Origin of the sequence: Acinetobacter sp. UBA801, assembly GCA_002296655.1 — a bacterium.
Classification (GTDB): Bacteria; Pseudomonadota; Gammaproteobacteria; order Pseudomonadales; family Moraxellaceae; genus Acinetobacter.
In genome coordinates this window covers 1-24383 of sequence record DBIN01000040.1, presented here as the reverse complement: position 1 = coordinate 24383, position 24383 = coordinate 1, and the positions used below count along the sequence as shown (strand labels likewise).

Sequence of the window (24383 nt, the reverse complement as noted above, 5' to 3'; positions counted from 1 at the left end):
AAGTTCTAAATTGTGGTGATTCTATGCTTTAAAACCATTGGCTAGGGTCATCTACAATGGTGTTTAATACAGGTTGCCATTGGTTTTGCATCTGTAAATAAGTCTTTTGGGTTTTATCAAAAATACTGAGACCTTGCATGGCCAATTGTCCGTAAGCGGCACGTTCTGAAATCCACGCCACAGGCTGTTGCTCAATTTTCTGGAAAAAATCCTGAATATCTTTAGAACTGGCTGAGTTGGGTTTAACGCGGTTGGCCAGTAATAAAATTTGGACTTTGCCTTTACGAATGCGCTTAATATCTTGTAAATGCTTTAAAAAGCGACGGGTGGAGTCAATGTCAAAAAATGAAGGTTGTAGCGGTGTGATAATGGCATGTGCTTCACTGATCAATTGCTCAGCATGTTCACCCGATAATGCGCCAGGTGCATCAATAATTAAATATTCAATGTTTTTGGGTGCATCGCCAATCGACTTTTCATGACGCCAATCTAAACTTTGGATTGGAGCGGCTGTTTCAGGTCTTTGTTTTAACCATTGCAGTGCAGATTTTTGGTTATCGGCATCCGCCAAAGCAACTTTATAGCCTTTTTGTGCAAGCGCAGATGCTAAACTAATAGCTGTAATGGTTTTTCCACAGCCACCTTTTTGGTTGGCAATTAATATAGTTTTCATGACCCTCGAATCGATTTTAATCTGCTCATCCCTAGCATATCATTGTTTTGTGCTCGGAATATGACAGTTGACAAAAGTCGTATCGAGTTCTGCAAATAAGGTTTAGGAAGGTTTTATGTCAATCTGGATGGCAATGCTGATTGGTGCTTGTATAGGCGTGGTGCTGACTACCTTAATATTAAGCAATAGCCGCAATGGACGGATTAAAGCCGAGTATGAACAATATATTGCAGAAATTGAATTGGCGCATCAGCAGGCGTTATTACAGGCACAAAAGCGCAGTGTGAATACCAGTCGTGCGGTATTGAAAGGCAAAATGGCAGAGCAATTGGCACCGATTATGCCTGAATTTCAGTATTTACCCAGTGATGCCAAATTTTTAGGTGATCCTGTTGATTATATTGTGTTCGATGGCTATACCGATTATCGGGATGGCGACGGGCGTGCCGAAGATATTGCCATTGTCTTGATTGATATTAAAAGTGGTGGCGCACGTTTGACTAAAGGTCAGCAAGCAATTGCACAAGCCATTCAGCAGGGTAGACTGCGTTTTGAAACCATTCGGATTGATTTTGAAGACTGTGATTAAAGTTGATGCGTACAGCAACGAATCTTCTTCTTTATTTTGTGTGCTGAGATGGTCGGGAATATTTTCTTAAGCTGTTGCATGAGGTTTATGTACTCGTGCCAATAACATGCGCTGTGCAAGACTTGGAATACCTGCAACATCAATATATTGGACTTCACCCAAATCAAAACCAGTTTCAAGTAGGGTAATTTCAATGTCACGGTTTAAGTGGCAGCCATCTGCAACTTTCTTTTGAATAGGCGTGAGCAGATGTTGTAAACGCTGAATATTCAAATTTTGTCGATTTAAAACGTGTTCTATAACGTGCAAAGTACCGCCTGGTTGTAAGACGCGATAAATCTCTCGCAGGCTTTGTTCTAGGTCTGGAATACTGCACAAGGTCCACGTGGACACCACATGCTGCAATTGATTATTTGCAAAAGGCAGTTGCTCTGCACTTGCGGTAATCTGCTCAACAATAAAAGGCGTTTCATCAATTCGTTGCTGCGCCAATTCGAAAATTGCTGCATTGGGTTCTAAGGCATACACAGTATCTACACCTTGATAAAAAGGTAAATTCAAACCCGTGCCAAAGCCAATTTCCAAAACCTCACCCGCTACGCCCAATAAAAGCTCACGTCGTAAATCCATTAAGGACGGGGTTTGCATGACCTGATTCAGTAAGTGCGGGAAAATATGTTTTTGATAAAATTTATAGAGCATGTGCAGATCTGATTATTGATTTTACGGCCATAAGCTTAGCTGAAATTACAGGGTTTTTGTCATGTCAGAACAAGCTAATGACTGCATTTTGTTACCAATTTCAACTATTGTATTGATGATCTGTGATTAAGATAAATATAGATAGATGAATTTGATAGGTAGACTTTAAAATGAACACACATATTTCGCTAAAACTCATGGCATTGTTAATGACTTTGGCTTTGCCATGTTCTGTCTATGCCTCAGTCGAGCGTAATATTGCCAAAGGTCTGCCTCCTGTATTGAAAGGTCAGTCGATTGAAGTGTTGCAACCCTTTAAAGGTGATTTTCGGATTTTGGGTTCAAAAATATATCAAGATGATGCCCAAGCCAAATTTTCTCCGATTGATTATGCGGTGAGTTGGGGCTTGTTTGCCGAGCCTGAAATTGCCCGACATATCACAGTTAATCAATATGACCGCTATTTAAATTGGAAAATAGACCGTTTACCTGTGCCTGCAGAACAAGCCATGCAAATGGTATCTAATATGCACATTATTCCTGCCAATCCCCAAATTGCCAAAGATATTCAAAAAGTAAAACGTGGTGATTTGGTGCGTTTAAAAGGTGAGTTGGTTGAAGTGAAAGATCAGGACTTGGTTTGGACGTCATCTCTGACACCAACCGATACGGGTGATGGTGCTTGTGAAGTATTTCGGGTTAGCTCAATTCAGTGGATTGAAAAAGTCAAAAGCTGAGTGTGAGATTTTTAAGTTTGGAGTTTGAATTGCAGATACTTGCAGAGACAGTATCTTATACACGGTAAATAGCTTCTTGAGTTTTGCTCCACGTGAAACATACACATCCATAAGAAAAAACCGCATGATTAGGTTTAACTTTCGTGCGGTTTTTTTTTAGTTAAAATCACTTTTATTTGGCGCTGAGGGCTAGCGTTTCAAACTGAACGCCATCCCAACCGTGCTGCATAAACTGGCGGATATTTTGATGGTCAGTTCCTTCAGGTGTTGCAAGTACTGAAGCATAATGTTCTGCAAATAGGCTGAGGGTCTGTGCCTGATCTAAGCCATTGAGTTTCGCAAATGAAAATATTTTGGCACTGCCTTGATTTTCATTGGCAGCGTTAAGCTGTTGCCCATTTTTGAAAGCAGTTGGCGTGTGGGTGTAACGCGCCTCAATAAATCCAAGCACATCTGAAAATGTTGCAGTGCCAGCTTCAAGTTGAGCCAATAATTCCTGAGCCATCTTGTCCTCTATTGCGCCTAAAAATAACATGCAGACTAGCGCAATTTTTATGGCAAAGTCTATGTGTTTTTGAGTATAAATTCGCATTTAAGATCATGATTCTTGTATAGTGTGACCAGGTTTTAATTGTGCGGTGATGGTTCATTCATCCCACTTTTTTTATTAGGATTAAATACACCATGAATTGGCTTTTGGTGGCAATGGGCGGTGCAATTGGCGCAAGTTTACGCTATGCCGCCAGCCTGTATTTATTTAAATCTACCCAGCATTTTCCGTGGGCCACGTGGACAGTGAATTTACTCGGTTGTTTTTTAGCGGGTGTATTTTTTGCATATAGTCAAAAATATCCCGCATTACAGCAGGAAGCGCGTTTATTACTGATGGTGGGTGTTTTAGGTGGCTTTACCACTTTTTCTAGTTTTGGTTTGGAAACTTGGCAACTATTCAGACATGGACAGCAGGGTATGGCGTTTAGTTATGCGCTTTCCAGTGTGGTTTTGGGAGTGATGTTTTTGGCAGTGGGTTTTTATGTGATTCAACAGTTTTTAAAACATTAGCTTAGGGTCTGTACCAAATCAATCGTTGAGTAGAAAAATCCATTAGATAAAAATTACACATAAAAAGAAGCCCAAGCTGGAGGAGAGTGCTTGGGCTTTGAAGATAGAAGGTATCCCATCGTTTCGATGAGCAATCTTGCTATGTTTAAAATATAAAACAGAAAACTTAACTGAATATGAAGTGATTGTGAGATTTTGCAATAAAACTCAAGCTTAGCGTTTGAAACGTGCAAAGCGTTTATTGAAGCTCGCGACACGTCCTTCATTACTGGTTTGACGTTGTTCACCTGTGTAGAACGGATGCGATGCGCTTGAAATATCTAAAGTCACATAAGGATATACCTTGCCTTCATATTCTTTACTTTGGCTGCTTTGCAAGGTGCTGCCAATCACAAAATAGACATTGGCGTTGGTGTCGTGGAATAAAACTTCACGATATTCTGGGTGGATATTCGGACGCATGAGATTTCTCCAAACTGAGTGTGTATTTTGAGAAATGTTATAACATAACAATTAATTTGGCAAATAAAACCCACATGCATTCTTTCTAGTGAGTTTTACATCAAAAATTATCCAATCCCTTTTTAAACCTGTTGTATAAGGGCTGTCATTGAGGGAATAGTGTCTGCACAGATTAAATAATTTTTTCTATTTGATGTGAAAAGGCATCGTAAGAACAAGTTTGACCTACGCCATTTTAAGGCATAAAATGGCATTTAGTGGTGTGTATGGAGCATATGATGACAACATTGGTAAAAAAACGGGTTCAATACACGGTTGATCAGGCAATTATGGAATCGGCAGAATATATTATGACAAAAGTTGGTCTGACGCCTGCCACTGTAATGAGCATGGTTTATGCTGAAATTGCTCGAACTGGCAAAATACCCGTCACGACTCAAGTGAGTGATGAGGATTTGAATACAGCAAGATTAATCGCTATGAGCCATAATGTTCCTAGTGTAAAAGTGTCTAGCGCTGCGGATACTGCTGCTTTTTTAGAAGATGATGGCGGCTACTAATGACCCAACAACTCTATTGGGCTTATGTTGGCTTTACAGATATTGCCGATGGTAAGACCAGACCTGTGTTGTATATTCGCCAAACGGACACCGACTATGTTGTATTCCGTTTAAGTAGTCAATACGAAAATAAGTCTGCTTTTATTAAAAGCAAATATGTGGAAATTAAAAACTGGCAACAGGCTGGTTTAAAAAAGCCATCGTGGATTGATACAGTACAAACATATCAGCTGCCTATCCAAAAAACACAACTCACTTACATTGGGCAACTGTCTGCCGATGATCTGGCACGCTTAATCAAACACCTTGAAATTCTATAAATTGAATTTCATCGTTCCAACTTGCATGAATCGGTTTAGATAACAAAAAATCCTCCTACATTTGAGAGGATTTTTTGTCTTGATTATATTTTTAGTTACGGGGCATAAAACAGGTTAGGCTTTATTTTCAACATCCTTTGCTGAGTCCAAAGTTGAGTCTAAGCTCGTGGTGGAACTAATTCTTCAAAAACATCATTTAAATTATCATGTACTTTTAAATGAATTAAATTCCAATAATGCCCTGAAACAGTACGATTCACCATTAAGGTATCGGGAGAAGGCTTAAACACATCCCAATATTTCAAAGAACATTTGACCAACTCAACGCCATCATGATGGGCAGAATTTTCAGCAAAGTCGTAATGCGTGGTTAGCGGACGCATCAGCACTTCTAACCATTGCAAATATAAATCTTCAGGGAATTTACCCAATGCAGAAATTGCCTGCAAGGCATCTAAATGCTGTTCAATTTCAGCAATATCTTGCGCACGTGCGGCATGAATTAGTTGTTTAAAATGATATACCACATCGCTCGATAGAGTTTTGACGCCGCCGTAGTCGTAAATAATGACTGAACCATCTTCACGGAAAGCAAAGTTGCCTGGATGCGGGTCACAATGAAAGCGTTTTAAATAAAATATTTCTTGACCCATGGCACGCAATAAACGTCGTCCCAAAGTGTTGCGGGTACGCTGTGACCATGTGCTTGCCGTTTCAATACTTTCACCTTGTTCTAGACTTAAGGTGAGGATATGCCGTGAAGAATAGTCTTTAAACACTTGTGGGATAATAATTTTATCATCCAAAGCCGCATGAAACGTACGCGCCACTTCAAGGTTTTGTGCCTCAATCTGGTAATTTAGCTCATTGTCTAAACTTTCCTGAATTTCCTGAAATAGACGGTCTTGTAATTTACGGTCTATTTTGAGTACGCCCATTAAACGCAGTGCCAAACGGACTTGTTTCAGGTCACTTTCGCAGGCTTCATCAACTCCAGGATATTGTACTTTGACCACGACTTGCTCGCCATTGGGCAAAATGGCTTTATGCACTTGCCCAATAGATGCGGCTGCAAATGGAGTTTCATCAAAGTGTTTAAAAATTTTATCGAGCGGTTTGCCGAGTTCTTTTTCAACTTGTGCCTTAATTTCAGCAAAAGGCATGGCAGGTGCTTGGCGCTGTAATTTACTGATGGCTTTGGCAACTTCAGGCGGGAAAATATCTTTATATTGCGAGGCAATTTGCCCGATTTTCATCACCGCACCTTTCATTTCGCCTAAGGTATTAGCAATTTGGATACCAATATCTTGAAACAATTGGCTGCGTGCCGCATTTTTCTGTTCTTCATCTGCGGTGAGGTTTTTAATCGAGTTCGATACCGTTTTGGTTGCAATACTTGCTGTCATGCTCGCAAGTTTCATAAAGCGACGACCGGGTGTACGCGCCGTTTTTGCCATGCGATGTTCCTCAAGATCATCTTTACTATCTTTTGATCATAAGTGTTCGTGAGCAAAATGCCTACTTTTAATTGTTAAAGTATTTTTTATCAAATGATCAATATGCCGAAAATGTATTTCGGCATGTGTGTGTAGGTAGAGATTTACGAGGTAAATTGGCGTTCCAGTCGTTGATTATTGAAATATAAACGGGTTAAGAGCAACACGCAGGCAATGCTTAAGCCTACAATCAGCCCGACCCAAACACCTGCAGCGCCCATACTGCTGTAACGGGTTAAATACACGCCAATGGGGAAGGCCACAACCCAATAAGCGAGCATGGTAATCCACATTGGGCCCTGAGTGTCTTGCATGCCACGCAAACAACCTGCCGCGCTGATTTGCCATGCATCCATGAGTTGATAGGCAATCGCAAATATTAATAAAGACATCGTCACTTGTGCCACTTGCAGGTCACGGGTGTAAATTGAAATGATTTCAGGACGGAAAAACCACATCAGTGCCATTGTGGAAAAGGCAAATACAGTTGCAGTTGCAAAGCCCAAGCCTTGTACTTTACGCATGGCATGAATATTTTGTTCGCCATAATAGGTACCAATACGAATGGTTAGGGCAATTGCCAACGACATAGGAATCATAAACAGTTGTGAGGTCACGGACATGGCAATTTGATGGGCTGCCAGTTTGGTTTCTCCCAAAGGGCTAATCACAATAGCGGCGGTACTAAATATACTCACTTCAAAGAAAATAGCTAAACCAATTGGCAGTCCTAAGAGCAAAATACGTTTTATCCAGACCGCATTAATCGCTTCCCATTTGCTAAATACCTGTGTGCTTTGATAGGCGCGACTTTTAAAAATATAAAATGCCAAACTTATGAACATCAACCATTGCAAAATGGCAGTGGCAAAACCGCAACCCGCACTACCTAGTTCAGGTAGAGGCCCCCAGCCATACATAAACATAAAGTTCAGCGGTACCAATAAAACCAATGCCAACAGACTAATCACAGTCACAGGGCGTGGATAACCCAATGCTTCGGAATAACCGCGCAAGGCAGCATACATGGTCACGGCAGGCATCCCAAAACCGATGGCATGTAAAAATAAGCCTGCTTTGGGCTGTAAATTTTCAGGCACACCAAATAACGGCAATAGTGCAGGCATGAGTTGTAAAATCAGCCCCGCAATCACGCCTAAAATAAATGCAATCCATAAAGACTGACGGGCGATGGTGGCAATTTTTTCTGGGGTACGTGCGCCTTTGGCTTCGGCGACTAAGGGTGTGGTGGCAATCATAATGCCACTGAACAGCAACATAATGGGCATCCATAAACCGACCCCAACAGCAATAGCAGCTAAGTCAGTAGCAGACATATGACCTGCCATAATGGTATCAATCAGACCTAAACCTGCTTGCGCAAATTGTGTGACCAAAATTGGAATCATCAGTTGAAAAAGCTGTTTTAATTCGAAACGGGTCGTGGTCACAGAATGTATATTTGACACAAAAAATCTCAATGCATGAGGTGCTTAGCGTTTGGGTATTAGCGTTGTAAAGTGAGAAGCACACCAATAAAAATCACTACGCTCCCTAAAAGACGTTGCCAGTTGATAGCAACTTTTTCAGTGCCCAAGAACCCAAAATGATCAATCAGCATTGAGGTGACCATTTGTCCAAAAATAATCACCCCAGACAAAGTAAGCAAACTTAGTTTTGGAGCGCTATAAATACTCACGCTGATGGCATAACCCCCTAAACATCCGCCAATCCATAAATACCAAGGGATGTTGAGCAAGGTACTGAGGTTGGGTTTCTCGACTTGCTGAAAAAATACTAATATGGCTAAAACTATTGTACCAACCAAAAAAGAGAAAAGGGCAGCTTGTAGCGGAGAATATAAATATTCACGCAATTGGCTGTTGATTGCAGTTTGAAATGCCATTGCAATCCCGATGCCCATCGCCAGTGGCAAAATTAAGAGTAATTGGCTGGATATCTTCATCATTTGCACATTATTTCTTATTTCATAGACCCTAGTCTAAAGCAAATTCTAGGGAATACATCGGTGTCCTGCTGTAGTCATGTTAAAATCTGTATCACTGTTTTGATTTTGCATTGAGCCTGTCTTTGAACCCACTTCAACCCATTGATATTCCTCTATCCTTATATATCCACATGCCGTGGTGCGTGCGTAAGTGCCCGTATTGTGATTTTAATTCACATGCTGTGCCTGACGGTAAATTGAGTTTAGATTTAGAGCAAGAATATCTACAGGCTTTGCTGGAAGATTTTAAAACTCAGACTCAGTTTGCGCAGGGTCGAAACATCCACAGTGTCTTTATTGGCGGTGGTACACCTTCGCTGATTTCAGCACAGGGTTATCAATGGTTATTTACACAGCTCAAAGCCGTGCTTGCTTTTGAGGATGACTGCGAAATTACGTTGGAAGCCAATCCAGGTACAGTGGAGCATGATCCTTTTACCGATTATTTGGCTGCAGGGATTAACCGTTTGTCAATTGGCGTGCAAAGTTTCAATACTGAGCATTTAAAAAAATTAGGGCGTATTCACTCCAATGATGATGCCATTGCTGCAATTGGCTTGGCGCGTGAAGCAGGCTTTCAGCGAATTAATGTCGATTTAATGCATGGCTTGCCTGAACAAACTTTGCAGCAAGCGCTGCAGGATTTAAAACTGGCAGTGGAACATGGTGCAACGCATATTTCATGGTATCAATTGACCATTGAGCCTAATACCGTGTTTTTCCGCACTCAGCCGATTTTACCTGTAGATGATGTCTTGGAAGAAATTCAGGCGCAGGGTGAAGCCTATTTAACAGCACAAGGTTTTGTGAATTATGAAGTATCTGCATGGCGTAAAGAGTTGCCGTCTGCGCACAATTTAAACTATTGGCAGTTTGGCGATTATTTGGCGATAGGTGCGGGGGCGCATGGTAAAGTGACTTTGCCTGATGGCGTCTATCGTTTCCAAAAAACCCGTTTGCCGAAAGATTACTTAGCGAAAGTACCTGCGGAAAACTTGCAGTTTAAAGTGATTGCAGCCGATGAGTTGCCATTTGAATTTATGATGAATGCGCTGCGCCTGAATGATGGAGTTGAGGCAAACTTGTATGCTGCGCGAACAGGTTTAAACTTGGAAGATTTGCAAGATATTTTAAATACATTGCGTCAGCGGCAATTGTTGCAGGATGATCCGAAGCGATTGGCATGTACTGCGCAAGGGCATGTGTTTTTAAATTCGGTGTTGGAAGCGTTTTTGTGATTTGAGTTCAGCTCAGGCATCTGTCCTAACGCTTATCGAATATTGTGCTAGAGCGACAGCTTGTGTCTTGCACTGCATGCTATTTAAGGTAAATTTTGTTATTGTAATGGCTTTGTTATTGTATCGCCTTGAAGGTTTGAGATGAACTCTACTAGTCCAAAAGTTTTAAAGGCTCATGGTGAATTAGTGGTAAACAAAGAGGAAAACCTTTCCCTCTTTGAATCAATCCCTTTTTATCCAGAATACCCAAGTAAATTTAAATTTATTGACCTATTCGCAGGAATTGGTGGATTTCGGCTAGCGTTACAAAATCTTGGTGGCGAGTGCGTATTTTCATCAGAAATAGACCTATATGCCCAAAAAACATATTCCGTCAATTTTGGTGAAACGCCTTATGGTGATATCACTTTAGAGTCTACTAAAAATGCGATACCTGATCATTTCGATATTTTATGTGGAGGCTTCCCTTGTCAGGCTTTTTCAATTGCAGGTAAAAGATCTGGATTTGAAGATACACGCGGTACGCTATTTTTTGACGTTGCGGATATTATAAAACGGAAACAACCTAAAGCTTTCTTTTTAGAAAATGTTAAAGGCTTAATTAGTCATGATAAGGGAAATACACTTAAAACTATTTTAAAAACATTAAGAGATGATTTAGGTTACTACGTTGCTGAGCCTCAAATTATAAATGCTAAAGATTTTGGTGTTCCCCAAAATAGAGAGCGAATTTTTATTGTAGGCTTCCATAAAGATACTGGAATTCAAAATTTCTCTTATCCACAACCATTAAATAAAAAAACCTGTTTTGCCGATATAAAGGAAACTCAGGTTGTACCTACTAAATATTACTTATCTACACAGTATTTAGATACCTTGGAAAAGCATAAAGCTCGACATGAAAATAAAGGAAATGGTTTTGGTTACGCGATTATTCCAGATCACGCAATTGCCAATGCCATAGTTGTAGGTGGAATGGGGAGAGAGCGTAATTTAGTTATAGATCATAGAATTACAGACTTTACTCCAACTACTAGAATTAAAGGAGAGGTAAATCGGAAAGGTATTCGGAAAATGACGCCAAGAGAATGGGCACGGTTGCAGGGGTTTCCAGATCATTTCAAAATCGTGGTTTCAGATGCCTCAGCCTATAAACAATTTGGAAATTCTGTTGCTATTCCAGCGATACAGGCAACTGCAAAAGAAATATTAAAAGCATTGAAGATTGGTGAGTATGATTACAGCAAATAAGGGGGAATGGAGTGAACTCTATGCCCTTTTTAAATTACTATGTGATGGGGAGTTAAGTGCGGGTGATGAAAACTTAAATAAAATAAATAATTTAATTTATCCTGTAATTAGAATTTTACGTCAAGAACATCATCATTTATTCACTTATTTACCGCATAAATCAGAGGGTATAGTAGAGATTTTGCGGGGTGAAGATGTTTTTCAAATACCATTACAGGAACTCAGAGATATTACTCAGTTTTTGCTGGCAGAATTACAGAAAAAGCAAACGGCATCATTTACTATTCCAGATGTGGAAAACTTTATATCCAGATACCAATCAAATAAGATTAAAGCAAAATCTAGTGCGAAAAGTGATATTAGAATCGTAATTTATGATGCAAAAATTGGAACAATGCCTGAATTGGGATTTAGTATAAAGTCAAAATTAGGTAAACCATCCACATTGTTAAATGCAGGAAAGACAACAAATTTTATTTTTGAGGTAAAAAATATTTGCCTAACCGAAAAAGAGATTGAAGATTTTAATCAGCTTGCATTGCCACAACCAATTATTAAATCTCGTATAGCACATTTAAAAATGTTGGGAGCCGATATTAAATTTTCCCATTTAAATAATGCTGTATTTGAGAATAATTTAATTTTGTTGGATAGTTTACTACCAAAAATTATGGCAGAAGCTATATTTAAATATTACACATCAACTCTTAATTCAGTTAAAGATATTTTTAATGAAATTTCTTATGAAAATCCAATGAAATATTCTTTTGAACATCAGCATCCTTTTTATCAGTTTAAAATTAAAAAATTATTGTGTGAAATAGCAATTGGAATGATGCCTGGTACAGTTTGGACAGGTAACGAAATTGATTCTACAGGTGGATATTTAGTAATTAAAGAAGATGGCGAGATCATTTGCTATCATCTGTATCATCGCCATGAATTTGAAGAGTATTTATACAATAATACAAAGTTTGAGATGGCAAGCAAATCCAAGCATGATTTTGGTCAGTTATTTCTAAAGGACAATAAACTGTATCTATCTTTAAATCTACAAATTCGCTTTAAATAATTGAATAAACTCTTTTTTATTTATGTTCTTGATATTGTTTAAAGTGATAAATACCAAAAGAGCGCATTACGCGCTCTTTTGGTTTACATCTAGTTAGAATATTTTAGTAATCAAAACTAAAATGTTCTGGTGCTAATGCAGTCATGGTTTTAGATGGATTGACCATTGCTTCTGCATGACCTTGGGTGCGTGGTAATAAGCGCTCAAAGTAGAAATCTGCAACTTTGATTTTAGCTTTATAGAACTCTGGTGTTTCCTGACCATTGCCTTCTGCCAATTTAGTTGAAGCCACAGCCGCTTGTTGTGCCCAGAAATAAGCCATCATGACATAACCAGAGAACATCAAGAAATCTACAGAAGCACTGGATACGATGTCACGATCTTTACGTGCTGCCAACATAATACGCACGGTTAGCGCGTTCCATTGAGCACATAGCTTGGTTAAGTCCCATGCGAAACGACGCATGTATTTGTTACGTGCATGCTGACCACAGAATTTCAAAATTTCAGCGGTGTAGTCACGAATCACTTTACCCTTTGAGCTTAACAACACTTTACGACCAATCAAGTCAAGCGCTTGAACGCCAGTTGTACCTTCATACAGGGTAGAAATACGTGAATCGCGTACAATTTGCTCCATGCCCCATTCTTTAATATAGCCATGACCGCCGTACACTTGCATGCCGTGGTTGGCAGCTTCATAACCCAGCTCAGTCAAGAAGCCTTTTAAGATCGGGGTATAGAAACCTAAATGGTCATCATGCGCTTCAAAAGCAGCAGTATCACCACGCATTAAAGCGTCATTCATTTTGTCTGCCAATTGTGCGGCATGATAAATCATTGCACGACCACCTTCTGCCACGGCTTTTTGCGTTAATAGCATACGACGTACATCGGCATGGTGAATAATGGCATCGGCTACTTTTTCAGGGTCTTTTTTACCTGAAAGGGCACGCATCGACATACGTTCTTTGGCATAAGGCAATGCGCCTTGGAAGGCCAATTCTGCATGGCAAATCCCCTGAATTGCCGTACCAATACGTGCAGTATTCATAAAGGTAAACATGGCATGTAAGCCTTTGTTTGGTTCACCAATCAAATAACCCACGGCATTGTCAAAGTTTAGGACTGCAGTTGCAGACGCGCGAATCCCCATTTTGTGTTCAATTGAGCCACAAGTGACAGGGTTACGCTCACCCACTGTACCTTCTGCGGTTGGCAGGAATTTCGGTACGATAAACAATGAAATACCTTTCGTACCTGCAGGTGCTTCTGGGAGGCGTGCTAACACAATATGAATGATGTTTTCAGTCAGGTCATGCTCGCCTGCAGAAATAAAAATTTTGGTGCCTGAAATCGCATAAGTGCCATCGGCTTGTGGTTCTGCTTTGGTTTTTACCTGACCTAAGTCGGTGCCACATTGTGGTTCAGTTAAACACATGGTGCCTGACCAAGTACCTGCAACCAAGTGTGGTAAATAGGTATCTTTTTGCGTGTCTGTACCAAATTGCATAATGGTGTTGATACAACCTATGCTTAAACCTGGATACATTTGGAATGACCAGTTTGCTGTGCCCATCATTTCAGATTTGATGAGGTTCAGCGACATTGGCAGGTTTTGACCGCCGTATTGTTCAGGATAAGACAGACCTTGCCAACCACCTTGCACAAATTGATCATAAGCTTCTTTAAAGCCTTTAGGTGTGGTTACATTGCCATTTTCGAAATGACAGCCTTCTTCATCGCCTGATTGATTGAGTGGAGAAAGTACATTTTCGCAGAAATCTGCTGCACCTTCCAAAATCATATCGACTGTATCTGCGTCAGCAAGTTCACCGTTAGAAAGATTTTTGTAGTGGGTTGGGTAATCAAGCACCTCGTTCATTAAGAAACGAATATCGTGTAATGGGGCTTTATATGCTGGCATAGTCTTAATCCTGATTTAGAAATAGTTTTGGATTATCTGTATCGATATGTTGATTATTCACACTCATGATCAAAAAACATTGATAAGAATAGCGAATAAAAATGTCAGAAATGCGAATAAATTTTTTTAGCCAAGGATTAGTTTAGTTTTATCGTGATTTGTAAAGAATAACAAGGTGTAAATCTGTGAGTTTTTATATAATATTGATTTTTAATATAAATATGTATGTTGATGCTTTGGTGTATTGTGTTTTATAGGCTGCAATTTGTATGGTTTTAATGCGATATACGGGCGTCAATTAATCCAGTTTTATGCGAACAGATCACTTTAATTGCCACAGGAAATTTCAAATATTTTAAGCAAAGGAGCAGAAATAATGCCCCTTTGACCCAAAGTCATGGATGCTGCATAAAATTTTAGATGAAATCTTTTAGTTCAGGTTTCACGCCATTCCAGATATAAAAAGATTCAATCGCCTGTCCGACCAGCATGCCAAAACCTTCTGAGGTCGGTACGCCACGCGCTTTGGCTTGTTCTAAAAAGCTCGAAGGTTTGCCATAAGCCATTTCATAAGCAAAATTAAAGTGTAAACACTCAGGCAAGGTAAGCGCATCTCCCGTTAAGCTGGCAGAGGTCGCATTAATGGCTAAATCGAATTGACCTGTTAAATCGGAAAGTGCCATGGCTTGTAATTCTGCTTGTGGTACAGCAGCTTGCAGGTCGGCAACTAGTTGTTCAGCACGGGCAAGGGTGCGGTTGGCAATCACTATTTTTTTTGCGCCTGCTTGTACCAACGGGTAAATTACCCCGCGGGTTGCTCCGCCAGCGCCAATAATCAAAATATCGCTATGATCTAAATTCCAGCCCAAAGCACGAATAGCATCAACCAAACCCTGACCATCGGTATTGTCGCCATGCAAAACACCATCTTGCATCCACAAGGTATTGACTGCTTTGGCAATTTTGGCACGTTCGGTTAATACGCCACATTGGGCAAATGCTTGCTCTTTAAAAGGCACGGTCACATTCATGCCTACACCGCCCTGATTAAAAAAGTCTGCAACACTTTCTCTAAAACCATCAAGAGGGGCAAGGCGTTTGCTGTATTGCAGGTCAATGCCTGTTTTTTCTGCAAAGGCATGATGCAGTTCAGGAGAACGTGATTGTTCAATTGGGTTGCCAATCACGGCAAATTGTTTGCGCATTTGCCAAAATCCATGTGCTGAAATGTGCATCAATATACGTCAAATTCAGCGCGGACTAAAGCCTATGGCGGTATAAAACGGTGGGAGTCTTTGGACTTAAGGATTACAAATCTCTAAAACGGTTTCTAATACCAAAATAGTGGCAATCACGAACATGGCAATGCCCGCTAAAATGCTGCTACTAATGGCTAAGCCATCTGAAAGATGACTTTCAAAAATAAAGGTCATGCAAATTGAGGCAAGTAACATGGCAAAGGTTGCCCAAAATAAAAAGATTTTGTGTTTGAACAGCGGGCTAAACATGCGGATCTCCTGACAGATGTGGCGCAGTGTGACATAAGGCTTTGACAGTTTGATGAATTCGCCTTTGACTCATGGTTTGATGTATGGATAGTTAAATCCTATTTGTGCATGGTCGAATAGGGTGCGCGGTCACATCATCTATTAAAATCCATTCGTACTATCATGACAGTTAATTCATGCTGTGCATATTTATTGATTTGAAAATAAGCATTAAAGTTTGTAAGTAAAAAAGCGATTCGTGGAAGAGTCGCTTTTTTGAACATGGAATGTGATCTTTTCTACACTGCGCTGTATGCAAGTTTAACCCCTCGAAAGATTTAACCAATCGCGTGGTTTTAGATAATAGTCAGTGAGTTTTTTCTCTGCAGAATCTTCTGCCCATTCAGGTCGATACGACCATCCCGCCAAGTTCGGTAAGCTGACTAAAATGGACTCAATCCGTCCACCTGTCTGCAAGCCAAATAAAGTGCCACGGTCATAGACCAGATTGTATTCCACATAACGTCCACGACGGTAAAGCTGGAACTCACGTTGTGCTTCGGTATAGGCTTTGTCACGATTACGCTCAAAAATAGGCAGAATTGCAGCCAAATAACCGTTACCCACCGCCTGAATATAGTTGAAACAGGTGTCAAAGTCCCATTGATTCAGATCATCAAAAAATAAACCACCCACGCCACGCTGTTCATCACGGTGCTTTAAATAAAAATAGTCATCACACCATTGTTTATGTTCTGCATAGACTTGATCGCCAAAAGGCGCACATAAGTCATGTGCTGTTTGGTGCCATGCCAACACATCTTCATCATTTGGATAAAATGGTGTCAGGTCAAAACCACCACCAAACCACCAAATTGGCGGTTGTCCTTCAGGTTCAGCGACAAATAAACGCACATTGGCGTGCGAGGTGGGTACATGCGGGTTTTTCGGGTGAATTACCAATGATACACCCATCGCTTGCGCAGGTACGCCTGCAATATTGGGATGACGCTCAGTTGCAGAAGCAGGCAGTTTGGAAATATTGATATGCGAAAACATCACCCCGCCTTTTTCAATGACTGTACCGTTTTGTAAGACACGGGAACGACCACCGCCACCTTCAGGACGTTGCCAGTCATCAATTTCAAACTGTGCGCTTCCGCCACCTGCCTGTTCTTGTTGTTCTAAAGCCGCACAAATTCGCGCCTGCAAATCGAGAAGAAATTCACGTACACGTTGAATATCCGCGTGAGTAGGATGCGACATGGCCACCTCAGCATAAAAATAAAATGGCTTACATCAAAACATAAAACTGTCTAAAAATTAAGGGGTTTATCCAGTTTGCTGCAAATAGCTCAGGCAGTTGAACAAGGTAATGTGTATTTCAGCGTGTATTCCGAGCAAAACACTTGGTTGATTTCCCTGCACAAGCTCAGCACAATAGTTTTTACAATCTAAATTTTTAGTCAGCAGCGATTAACTGAATGGGGCAGAGTGGATGACACAGCAGGCAAATTCTTTAATTCAAAAATACAATGTGCCTGGACCACGTTATACCAGTTATCCAACCGTACCTTATTGGGATGATGCCACCTTTTCAGCCGAGGCATGGCAGCAAACCCTGAAGCGTTCTTTTGATGAATCCAATGCCAGTGAAGGCATCAGTTTGTATATTCATCTGCCATTTTGCGAAAGCCTATGCACATTTTGTGGTTGTCATAAACGTGTTACCAAACGCCATGAAGTTGAACAGCCATACATTCAGGCATTATTAAAAGAGTGGGACTTATATTGTCAGTTGCTGGAAACCACACCAATTATTAAAGAAATTCATTTGGGTGGCGGCACACCAACTTTCTTTTCTGTCGAACATTTGACGCAGCTCATTCAAGGCATTCTGGCAAAAGCCAAAGTGGCAGAACAGCACGAATTTAGTTTTGAAGGTCATCCCAATAACACCACCCGTGAACATTTACAGGCTTTATATGACTTGGGTTTTCGTCGGGTCAGTTATGGCGTGCAGGATTATAATCAAAAAGTGCAGCGCGCCATTCATCGGATTCAGCCTTTTGAGCATGTGCAACGTGTGACCGAGTGGGCGCGTGAAATTGGTTATGTTTCTATTTCACATGATCTGGTTTTTGGTTTGCCCTTTCAAAATCTGGAAGATGTACTGAATACCATTGAGCAGACCCAGCGTTTAATGCCAGACCGTTTGGCGTTTTACAGTTATGCGCATGTACCTTGGATTAAAGGCAATGGCCAACGAGGTTTTAAAGACGAAGATGTACCGAAAGATGAATTAAAACGGCAGTGCTATGAAGAGGGTAAAAATCGGCTCCTGGCACATGGTTACCATGAAATTGGCATGGACCACTTTGCTTTAGCCAGTGATGGCATGTACCAGTCGTTTAAAAATGGTACCCTGCATCGTAATTTTATGGGGTATACCGCGTCTAAAACACAGCTCATGATTGGCTTGGGCGTTTCATCTATTAGCGATAGTTGGTATAGCTTTGCGCAAAATGAAAAAAGCATTGAAGATTATTATGCACGTTTAGCCTGCAATGAAATTCCTGTGTTTAAAGGGCATGTGCTGAATCGGGAAGATTTAGTGATACGTCAGCATATTTTAAATTTAATGTGCGGCTTCGAAACGTCGTGGGCCAGTCCAGAATTGGCATTTCCTGAAATTGAGCAAGTGCTGCAACAGTTACAAGAAATGCAGGAAGATGAATTGCTGCGCATTCAAGATCAACACATTCAAATTTTGGAAAAAGGTAAACCTTTTGTGCGCAATATTTGCATGGCCTTTGATTTGCGTTTAAAACGCCGCATGCCGAATAACCGTATTTTTTCAATGACGATTTAAGCGGATTGAGTCAGCATTGTGCAATCTGCCACACAAAAGGTGACTCAGAAGTCACCTTTATCATACATGTGCGCCATGCGTTCATGTTTGGTTTGCAAATACTCTTCATTAAACGGATTTAGACCCACAGTTAACGGTACACGCTCTACTACTGTAATTCCTTGCTCCTGAAATGCTTGTATTTTCAAAGGGTTATTGGTAATTAATCGCACCGCTTTAACCTGCAAATGATCCAGCATAATGCTGCACATATCATAGCGACGTGCATCGGCAGGTAAATTCAGCATCAAATTGGCATCCACCGTGTCATGTCCTTGATCTTGCAGGGCATAAGCACGAATTTTATTGGTCAAACCAATTCCGCGACCTTCTTGGCGTAAATATAAAATCACCCCTTGTCCTGCGTCATTAATCAGGCGCTGAGTGGCTTGAAGCTGTGGGCCACAGTCGCATTTTAAAGACGCGAAAGCATCGCCAGTTAAACATTCTGAGTGAATTCGCACCAGAACAGGCTCGGTTGGCGCAGTGTCCAAACCTTTGGATAATGCCACGTGTTCTTCGCCAGTTTCAGGATCTTGGAATACCGTAATGTTGAATTCACCAAATGCGGTCGGTAATCGTGAGGTTGCGACAAACTTAATCGGCACTGTTTAACTCGTAAAATAGTCGATAAATTGTTTAAAGTATAGCGTAATGCTCACACATTAGTAGAATAGCGAACATGAATTTATACAGAAGATTTTCTTTTTTGTATAAAGCACACGATAATGGTTGATAAATAGTTAGATTATTCAGGATAATCTACCCACCCAACGTGTGCCCAACTGAAATCATTGCTCAAAACTACACCGCTAGAAATGTGGCTGATTGAAGGTAATACCATTCGGTTATATGATCGAGTAATTCCCATTGACCTCGCTTAGGATTTGCCAGGCTTTAGAAGGCTTTGCCACATATGCTGTATACAGAAATTCCAACTCAACGCCCTGTAACACCATTGCTCGATGCGATTGACCATCCGCAGCAATTACGTTTACTCGCGCAAAGCCAGCTTCCACAAGTGGCGGATGAGTTACGTCAATTCATTTTGTATGCCGCAGGTCAAAGTGGAGGACACTTTGGCGCAAACTTAGGCGTGATCGAACTGACCGTTGCGCTGCATTATTGCTTTAATACCCCACACGACCGCTTAATTTGGGATGTCGGCCATCAGGCTTATCCGCATAAAGCCCTGACAGGGCGCCGCGAGCAGCTTACCACCATTCGTGCCAAAGATGGCTTGGCTGCATTTCCTGCACGCGAAGAATCTATATTCGATACCTTTGGTGTTGGTCATTCCTCAACGGCTATTTCAGCAGGCTTGGGGATGGCTTTGGCACGACGTTATCAGCAAAACCCATGTGAAGTTGTTGCCATTATTGGCGATGGCGCTATGACAGCAGGGATGGCTTTTGAAGCCATGAATGATGCCGTTGCGCATCAAGCCGACATGATGGTGGTGCTGAATGACAATGATATGTCTATTTCATGCAGCACAGGCGGCTTTGCCAAACACCTTGCAGCGATTTGGGAACGTGGTGAATCCGTTCATGTGAGTGAAACAGGTGAAGCCTACGTGCAGCCACATCCGAAGTGGACGTACAACTCACGTTTACATTGCGCTGCTACCGAAGCTGCAGACAACTTATTTAAAGCGATTGGTTTTGATTATTTCGGCCCTTTTGATGGGCATGACGTTGAACAATTGGCGCAAGTATTTAATGCCCTGAAAAAACGTAAAGGCCCACGTTTAATTCACGTTTATACCAAAAAAGGCAAAGGCTTTGCTCCTGCAGAAGCCGATCAAATTAAATATCACGCGATTACTAAAATCCATGCCAAAACTGCGCCTGTTGCAGCACCAAAATATTCCGATGTGTTTGGACAGTGGTTATGCGATCAGGCCGAACAGGATTCACGTTTATTGGCCATTACGCCAGCCATGTGTGAAGGTTCGGGTATGGTGCAGTTTGCCAAACAATTTCCTGAACGTTTTTTTGATGTTGCCATTGCCGAACAGCATGCAGTGACTTTGGCCGCAGGCATGGCCTGTGAAGGCTTAAAGCCTGTGGTCGCAATTTATTCGACCTTCTTACAGCGTGGTTATGATCAACTCATTCATGATGTGGCCTTACAAAATTTAGATGTCACTTTTGGTATTGACCGTGCAGGTTTGGTCGGTGAAGACGGTCCAACCCATGCGGGGGCATACGATTATGCCTATATGCGTACCGTACCGAACATCGTCATTATGGCGCCAAAAGACGAAAATGAATGTCGTCAGATGCTGCATACAGCCTATTTGTACAACGGTCCTGCAGCAGTGCGTTACCCACGTGGACATGGTTTGGGGGTCGAAATTCAGCAGAAAATGACCGCAATACCATTAGGGCAAGCGGAAATTGTGGCACAGTTCAATCCACAATATGATGACTACATTTCAGTGCTGGCTTTTGGTAGCCGTGTGCAAGCGGCTGTTGACGCAGCCGAAGCCTTTGCTCAACAGCATGAGGTGGCAGTTCGTGTGGTGAACATGCGTTTTGTGAAGCCGTTGGATGAAAAACTGCTGTCTGATATTGCTGAAAGTACCGCTTTATTCGTGACCGTAGAAGAACATGCGATTATGGGTGGTGCAGGCAGCGCAGTAAGTGAATACTTGGCCAAAGCACAGATTGTCAAACCGATCATTCATTTAGGTTTAGAAGATAGCTTTATGCAACAAGCGACGCATGCTCAAATGTTGCAGCAAGCAGGTCTAGATGCCCAAGGCATTGAAAAATCGATGCAAAAAACTTGGCAGCACGTGCAGCAGTCTGTACTGAATTAAATTTAGCAACACTTCTTCCCCAAAAGCCTCAATATTTGTTAAAATGTTGGAGCTTTCATGCATTATTCTTTATCAATCTCTTCAAATTTGTAGTGGGTGTTCAATGGAACCTATGGTGGTGATGGCTGCGCGTGCGGCTCAAACAGTTGGTCAAGAGCTTTTAAAAGCACATCAGAATCGTCATAAACTCGATCTACAAGTCGAAGAAAAAGGGATTGATGGTCCTGTAACGCGTGTAGACCGTTACCTTGAGCAATTGACCATTGATACTTTGCGTAAAAGTTATAAAAATCACAGCTTCCTGGGTGAAGAGTTTGGCATGCAGGAAGGCAAAGGCCATGATGCCGACTGGTGCTGGGTAATTGATCCTTTAGATGGCACTTTAAACTTTGTTCACGGTTTCCCTCATTTCTGTATTTCTATTGCGGTACAACACAAAGGTGTAACGCAGCACGGTGTAATTTACGACCCTGTAAAAGATGAATTGTTCTCTGCGAGCCGTGGCCGTGGTGCGATGATGAATCAGCGTCGTATTCGTGTAAATGTAAAAGACAGCCTAGAAAACACCTTCTTAGCCGTTGGGCATGCTTATCGTGCCAAGCGTGATGGTGAAATCATCTCTTATGCCAAAAACCATTTTGAAAGTTTATTGAATGTAACCGAAGCTGGCGCACAATACCGCCGTGCAGGTTCTGCTGCTTTAGACTTGGCTTATGTGGCTGCAGGCCGTTTAGATGGTTATTTTGAACTTGGCTTAAAACCGTGGGATATTGCTGCTGGTGAGCTGATTGTGAAAGAAGCAGGTGGTACGGTGGTCGATGCACGTGGTGGCAGCGACTCTATGGAAAATGGTCAAGTTTTGGCATGTTCAATGAAAATGTTAAAACCACTTATGAAAGCCGTTGTTCCTGCTTGGGGTGAAGCAGCAAAATAATCAGCTGATTGCATTTATACATCAACAAGACATTTAGCAAAGCTCTCAATCCTGAGGGCTTTTCTTTTACCTAGCGGTTCTTGGTGCTGGTTTTCAATCTGTTGTTATCGTCTTTATACTGACTATAAAAGGCAGAATCTATCACGGTTTACACAAAAAACTGCAAAAGTCGATTAAATAAGGTGACTTTTAAAATAATCCTGCTATAATCTGGGCACGCACTTAATTTCTGTTCATTACCTGAACATTTCTCTTCTAATCATTGTGTATGCGCGTGCGGTCCAAAGAGAGGACGATATCTCGCGCCCCAATCGCTAAAGCGATTCCTTCAGGTTAAGCCGTAATCATGCGTGCGTTATATCACATCGTCGTTACTCGGATCGCCGCTGAATCTTAAATTGTCAGCGATAATTGCTGTACCGCTTTTTGCCGATGTCCATCTGACTTTATTTTAATGGAGCACCCATTTTTAGGGTGAAAATCTCTATGAGCAAAACTTTTGCTGATTTTTCTTTACACGAATCTTTACAACAAGCTTTAGAAGGCTTGAACTTTACTACGCCGACTCCTGTTCAAGAACAATCGATTCCAGCGGCACTTGAAGGTAAAGACTTATTGGTGTCTAGCCAAACAGGTTCTGGTAAAACTGCTGCATTCTTACTCCCAACTTTAAACGCGCTTGCTAATCAAGATACTTTCGTTCCTTTTAAAGACCGTATGAAAGCCATTACTCAGCCATCTATTTTGGTACTTTGCCCAACACGTGAGTTGGCGCAACAAGTCAGCCAAGATGCGATTGCATTTGTACGTCACATGAAAGGTGTACGTATTGCAGCAATCATGGGTGGTATGCCTTTTGGTAAGCAAATCCAACAATTAAAAGGTGCACAAGTAGTTGTAGCGACTCCAGGTCGTTTACTTGACTTGGTGAACCGTCGTCAAATTAAGCTCGATAAAGTTGATGCTCTAATTGTAGACGAAGCTGACCGTATGCTTGACTTAGGTTTCTCTGAAGACCTAGAAGCCATTAGTGACTTGGCTGCTAACCGTAAACAAACACTAATGTTCTCTGCTACTTTTGCAAGCCGTATTATCACACTTGCAGAACGTATGATGAATGAACCTGTGCGTATTGCAATTGAAACAGGTCATTCAACCAACATGGACATCACCCAGACTTTACACTGGACAGATGGCTTTGAGCACAAGAAAAAATTATTGTCACACTGGTTATCTGATGAAGGTGTAGATCAAGCGGTTGTATTCGCATCGACTCAAGAAGATACCGACATGCTGGCTGAAGAATTGGCTGAAGCAGGTCACTCGGTGGTTGCGCTACACGGTGCAATGCCACAGACCGTACGTAACCGTCGTTTACGTAGCATTCGTGAAGGTCGTGCAAAAATTTTGGTTGCAACTGACGTAGCAGCACGTGGTTTAGACGTACCAACGATTTCTCACGTGATCAACTTTGGTTTACCAATGAAAAATGAAGACTATGTACACCGTATTGGTCGTACAGGTCGTGCGGGTCGTACCGGTAATGCGATTACTTTGGCAACTTACCGTGAGCGTGGCAAAATCCGTGCGTTGGAAGATTTCTTGGATGCACGTTTAAGCGTTTCTGAAATTGAAGGCTTAGAGCCATCTCCACCACCAGCACGTTCTGGCCGTGACGGTGGTCGTGGTCGTCGTGATGGCGGTCGCGGTGGTCGTGGCGGTTTTGGTGGCGGTCGTCGTTTTGAAGGCGAAAGCAACTTTAAACGTCGTGAAGGTGGTGATGATCGTCCACGTCGTAGCTTCGATGACAAACCACGTGGTGAACGCCCTGCATTTGGTGAAGATCGCCCACGTCGTGAGTTCAACTCAGATCGTCCACGCCGTGAAGGTGGTTTTGGTGACCGTCCACAACGTTCATTTGAAGACCGTCCACGCCGTGAATTTAATTCAGACCGTCCACGCCGTGAAGGTGGTTTCGGTGACCGTCCACAACGTTCATTTGAAGATCGTCCGCGTCGTGAATTTAATTCAGACCGTCCACGTCGCGAAGGTGGTTTCAACGATAAACCACGCTTTGATGCGACTGATGACAACCGTGGCAACCGCGTAGACTATAAACCACGTCGC

At 41.6% G+C, this 24383-nt stretch carries 24 protein-coding genes; 12 read left to right on the top strand and 12 right to left on the bottom strand.

Going from position 1 to position 24383, the window contains the following annotated elements:
• Window positions 1–28: 28 nt before the first annotated feature.
• Window positions 29–673: a ParA family protein gene (locus B2W49_RS07935; protein WP_019836190.1), complete on the bottom strand. Its 645-nt coding sequence runs from the start codon at window positions 671–673 to the stop codon at window positions 29–31.
• 115 nt (window positions 674–788) lie between these two features.
• On the opposite strand from B2W49_RS07935, the gene B2W49_RS07930 reads away from it, so the two are divergent.
• The gene (locus B2W49_RS07930) at window positions 789–1262 is read left to right on the top strand and encodes a Holliday junction resolvase-like protein (RefSeq protein WP_291338698.1); all 474 of its coding nucleotides are present in this window, start codon (window positions 789–791) and stop codon (window positions 1260–1262) included.
• A 66-nt stretch (window positions 1263–1328) separates the two neighbouring features.
• Here the strand turns inward: B2W49_RS07930 and B2W49_RS07925 are convergent, their stop codons facing one another.
• Complete coding sequence (locus B2W49_RS07925) at window positions 1329–1964, bottom strand: class I SAM-dependent methyltransferase (protein WP_291338697.1); 636 nt, start codon at window positions 1962–1964, stop codon at window positions 1329–1331.
• 197 nt (window positions 1965–2161) lie between these two features.
• On the opposite strand from B2W49_RS07925, the gene B2W49_RS07920 reads away from it, so the two are divergent.
• Window positions 2162–2701 (top strand): hypothetical protein, encoded by a 540-nt coding sequence (locus B2W49_RS07920; protein WP_414630589.1) that lies wholly within the window; start codon window positions 2162–2164, stop codon window positions 2699–2701.
• 172 nt (window positions 2702–2873) lie between these two features.
• Here B2W49_RS07920 and B2W49_RS07915 read toward each other — a convergent pair whose 3' ends face one another.
• Window positions 2874–3206: a HopJ type III effector protein gene (locus B2W49_RS07915; RefSeq protein WP_291338695.1), complete on the bottom strand. Its 333-nt coding sequence runs from the start codon at window positions 3204–3206 to the stop codon at window positions 2874–2876.
• A 179-nt stretch (window positions 3207–3385) separates the two neighbouring features.
• Between B2W49_RS07915 and crcB the strand changes: the two genes are divergently transcribed.
• Window positions 3386–3763, top strand: coding sequence for a fluoride efflux transporter CrcB (crcB, locus tag B2W49_RS07910; RefSeq protein WP_291338694.1), 378 nt, complete (start codon window positions 3386–3388; stop codon window positions 3761–3763).
• Between the two features lie 213 nt (window positions 3764–3976).
• On the opposite strand, the gene B2W49_RS07905 is transcribed toward crcB, so the two are convergent.
• On the bottom strand, window positions 3977–4225 hold the full coding sequence (locus tag B2W49_RS07905; protein WP_291338693.1) for a type B 50S ribosomal protein L31: 249 nt from the start codon (window positions 4223–4225) through the stop codon (window positions 3977–3979).
• Between the two features lie 278 nt (window positions 4226–4503).
• On the opposite strand from B2W49_RS07905, the gene B2W49_RS07900 reads away from it, so the two are divergent.
• Window positions 4504–4785 (top strand): type II toxin-antitoxin system RelB/DinJ family antitoxin, encoded by a 282-nt coding sequence (locus B2W49_RS07900; RefSeq protein WP_136144463.1) that lies wholly within the window; start codon window positions 4504–4506, stop codon window positions 4783–4785.
• Window positions 4785–5105, top strand: coding sequence for a type II toxin-antitoxin system PemK/MazF family toxin (locus B2W49_RS07895; protein ID WP_291338692.1), 321 nt, complete (start codon window positions 4785–4787; stop codon window positions 5103–5105). Before B2W49_RS07900 ends, B2W49_RS07895 begins: the two co-directional genes overlap by 1 nt.
• Before the next feature lie 158 nt (window positions 5106–5263).
• On the opposite strand, the gene B2W49_RS07890 is transcribed toward B2W49_RS07895, so the two are convergent.
• The 3 genes from B2W49_RS07890 to B2W49_RS07880 form a co-directional block, all read right to left on the bottom strand.
• On the bottom strand, window positions 5264–6562 hold the full coding sequence (locus B2W49_RS07890) for an ABC1 kinase family protein (RefSeq protein ID WP_291338691.1): 1299 nt from the start codon (window positions 6560–6562) through the stop codon (window positions 5264–5266).
• Between the two features lie 143 nt (window positions 6563–6705).
• Window positions 6706–8070 (bottom strand): MATE family efflux transporter, encoded by a 1365-nt coding sequence (locus tag B2W49_RS07885; RefSeq protein ID WP_291338690.1) that lies wholly within the window; start codon window positions 8068–8070, stop codon window positions 6706–6708.
• A 38-nt stretch (window positions 8071–8108) separates the two neighbouring features.
• Window positions 8109–8570 (bottom strand): DMT family transporter, encoded by a 462-nt coding sequence (locus B2W49_RS07880; RefSeq protein ID WP_291338689.1) that lies wholly within the window; start codon window positions 8568–8570, stop codon window positions 8109–8111.
• A 122-nt stretch (window positions 8571–8692) separates the two neighbouring features.
• On the opposite strand from B2W49_RS07880, the gene hemW reads away from it, so the two are divergent.
• The 3 genes from hemW (at window position 8693) to B2W49_RS07865 (ending at window position 12170) form a co-directional block, all read left to right on the top strand.
• Entirely contained in the window at window positions 8693–9847 is a 1155-nt protein-coding gene (gene hemW, locus B2W49_RS07875; protein WP_291338688.1) for a radical SAM family heme chaperone HemW, read from the top strand.
• Window positions 9848–9988: 141 nt separating this feature from the next.
• A complete protein-coding gene (locus B2W49_RS07870) occupies window positions 9989–11098 on the top strand; it encodes a DNA cytosine methyltransferase (RefSeq protein WP_004974609.1) in 1110 nt (369 codons plus the stop codon).
• Entirely contained in the window at window positions 11082–12170 is a 1089-nt protein-coding gene (locus B2W49_RS07865; protein ID WP_291338687.1) for an HpaII family restriction endonuclease, read from the top strand. The genes B2W49_RS07870 and B2W49_RS07865 overlap by 17 nt, the downstream gene beginning before the upstream one ends.
• Before the next feature lie 103 nt (window positions 12171–12273).
• On the opposite strand, the gene B2W49_RS07860 is transcribed toward B2W49_RS07865, so the two are convergent.
• From B2W49_RS07860 to hemF, 4 genes are all read right to left on the bottom strand, one after another.
• Window positions 12274–14097, bottom strand: coding sequence for an acyl-CoA dehydrogenase C-terminal domain-containing protein (locus B2W49_RS07860; RefSeq protein WP_291338686.1), 1824 nt, complete (start codon window positions 14095–14097; stop codon window positions 12274–12276).
• A gap of 416 nt (window positions 14098–14513) precedes the next feature.
• Entirely contained in the window at window positions 14514–15302 is a 789-nt protein-coding gene (aroE, locus tag B2W49_RS07855) for a shikimate dehydrogenase (protein ID WP_291338685.1), read from the bottom strand.
• Between the two features lie 96 nt (window positions 15303–15398).
• Entirely contained in the window at window positions 15399–15605 is a 207-nt protein-coding gene (locus B2W49_RS07850) for a hypothetical protein (protein WP_291338684.1), read from the bottom strand.
• Window positions 15606–15905: 300 nt separating this feature from the next.
• Window positions 15906–16850: an oxygen-dependent coproporphyrinogen oxidase gene (gene hemF / locus B2W49_RS07845; RefSeq protein ID WP_291338683.1), complete on the bottom strand. Its 945-nt coding sequence runs from the start codon at window positions 16848–16850 to the stop codon at window positions 15906–15908.
• A 232-nt stretch (window positions 16851–17082) separates the two neighbouring features.
• Between hemF and hemN the strand changes: the two genes are divergently transcribed.
• Entirely contained in the window at window positions 17083–18456 is a 1374-nt protein-coding gene (gene hemN / locus B2W49_RS07840) for an oxygen-independent coproporphyrinogen III oxidase (protein WP_291338682.1), read from the top strand.
• 44 nt (window positions 18457–18500) lie between these two features.
• Here hemN and ribA read toward each other — a convergent pair whose 3' ends face one another.
• Window positions 18501–19103: a GTP cyclohydrolase II gene (gene ribA, locus B2W49_RS07835; RefSeq protein WP_291338681.1), complete on the bottom strand. Its 603-nt coding sequence runs from the start codon at window positions 19101–19103 to the stop codon at window positions 18501–18503.
• A 308-nt stretch (window positions 19104–19411) separates the two neighbouring features.
• Between ribA and dxs the strand changes: the two genes are divergently transcribed.
• From dxs to B2W49_RS07820, 3 genes are all read left to right on the top strand, one after another.
• Window positions 19412–21322, top strand: a complete 1911-nt coding sequence (gene dxs, locus B2W49_RS07830; RefSeq protein WP_291338680.1) for a 1-deoxy-D-xylulose-5-phosphate synthase — start codon at window positions 19412–19414, stop codon at window positions 21320–21322.
• A gap of 103 nt (window positions 21323–21425) precedes the next feature.
• Entirely contained in the window at window positions 21426–22256 is an 831-nt protein-coding gene (locus B2W49_RS07825) for an inositol monophosphatase family protein (RefSeq protein ID WP_168419187.1), read from the top strand.
• 486 nt (window positions 22257–22742) lie between these two features.
• Window positions 22743–24383 (top strand): DEAD/DEAH box helicase (locus B2W49_RS07820; RefSeq protein WP_291338679.1); only part of this gene is annotated, 1641 nt, incomplete at its 3' end.

Excerpts from the sequence above, each read along its gene's own strand:
- hemN (WP_291338682.1), top strand. The coding sequence starts at position 17,083 with ATGACACAGCAGGCAAATTCTTTAATTCAAAAATACAATGTGCCTGGA.
- B2W49_RS07825 (WP_168419187.1), top strand. The coding sequence starts at position 21,426 with ATGGAACCTATGGTGGTGATGGCTGCGCGTGCGGCTCAAACAGTTGGT.
- B2W49_RS07870 (WP_004974609.1), top strand. The coding sequence starts at position 9,989 with ATGAACTCTACTAGTCCAAAAGTTTTAAAGGCTCATGGTGAATTAGTG.
- B2W49_RS07860 (WP_291338686.1), bottom strand. The coding sequence starts at position 14,097 with ATGCCAGCATATAAAGCCCCATTACACGATATTCGTTTCTTAATGAAC.
- B2W49_RS07850 (WP_291338684.1), bottom strand. The coding sequence starts at position 15,605 with ATGTTTAGCCCGCTGTTCAAACACAAAATCTTTTTATTTTGGGCAACC.
- hemF (WP_291338683.1), bottom strand. The coding sequence starts at position 16,850 with ATGTCGCATCCTACTCACGCGGATATTCAACGTGTACGTGAATTTCTT.
- dxs (WP_291338680.1), top strand. The coding sequence starts at position 19,412 with ATGCTGTATACAGAAATTCCAACTCAACGCCCTGTAACACCATTGCTC.
- B2W49_RS07935 (WP_019836190.1), bottom strand. The coding sequence starts at position 673 with ATGAAAACTATATTAATTGCCAACCAAAAAGGTGGCTGTGGAAAAACC.
- B2W49_RS07920 (WP_414630589.1), top strand. The coding sequence starts at position 2,162 with ATGGCATTGTTAATGACTTTGGCTTTGCCATGTTCTGTCTATGCCTCA.
- aroE (WP_291338685.1), bottom strand. The coding sequence starts at position 15,302 with ATGCGCAAACAATTTGCCGTGATTGGCAACCCAATTGAACAATCACGT.
- B2W49_RS07880 (WP_291338689.1), bottom strand. The coding sequence starts at position 8,570 with ATGATGAAGATATCCAGCCAATTACTCTTAATTTTGCCACTGGCGATG.
- B2W49_RS07930 (WP_291338698.1), top strand. The coding sequence starts at position 789 with ATGTCAATCTGGATGGCAATGCTGATTGGTGCTTGTATAGGCGTGGTG.
- B2W49_RS07890 (WP_291338691.1), bottom strand. The coding sequence starts at position 6,562 with ATGGCAAAAACGGCGCGTACACCCGGTCGTCGCTTTATGAAACTTGCG.
- B2W49_RS07905 (WP_291338693.1), bottom strand. The coding sequence starts at position 4,225 with ATGCGTCCGAATATCCACCCAGAATATCGTGAAGTTTTATTCCACGAC.
- B2W49_RS07915 (WP_291338695.1), bottom strand. The coding sequence starts at position 3,206 with ATGGCTCAGGAATTATTGGCTCAACTTGAAGCTGGCACTGCAACATTT.
- B2W49_RS07925 (WP_291338697.1), bottom strand. The coding sequence starts at position 1,964 with ATGCTCTATAAATTTTATCAAAAACATATTTTCCCGCACTTACTGAAT.
- B2W49_RS07900 (WP_136144463.1), top strand. The coding sequence starts at position 4,504 with ATGACAACATTGGTAAAAAAACGGGTTCAATACACGGTTGATCAGGCA.
- B2W49_RS07895 (WP_291338692.1), top strand. The coding sequence starts at position 4,785 with ATGACCCAACAACTCTATTGGGCTTATGTTGGCTTTACAGATATTGCC.
- crcB (WP_291338694.1), top strand. The coding sequence starts at position 3,386 with ATGAATTGGCTTTTGGTGGCAATGGGCGGTGCAATTGGCGCAAGTTTA.
- B2W49_RS07865 (WP_291338687.1), top strand. The coding sequence starts at position 11,082 with ATGATTACAGCAAATAAGGGGGAATGGAGTGAACTCTATGCCCTTTTT.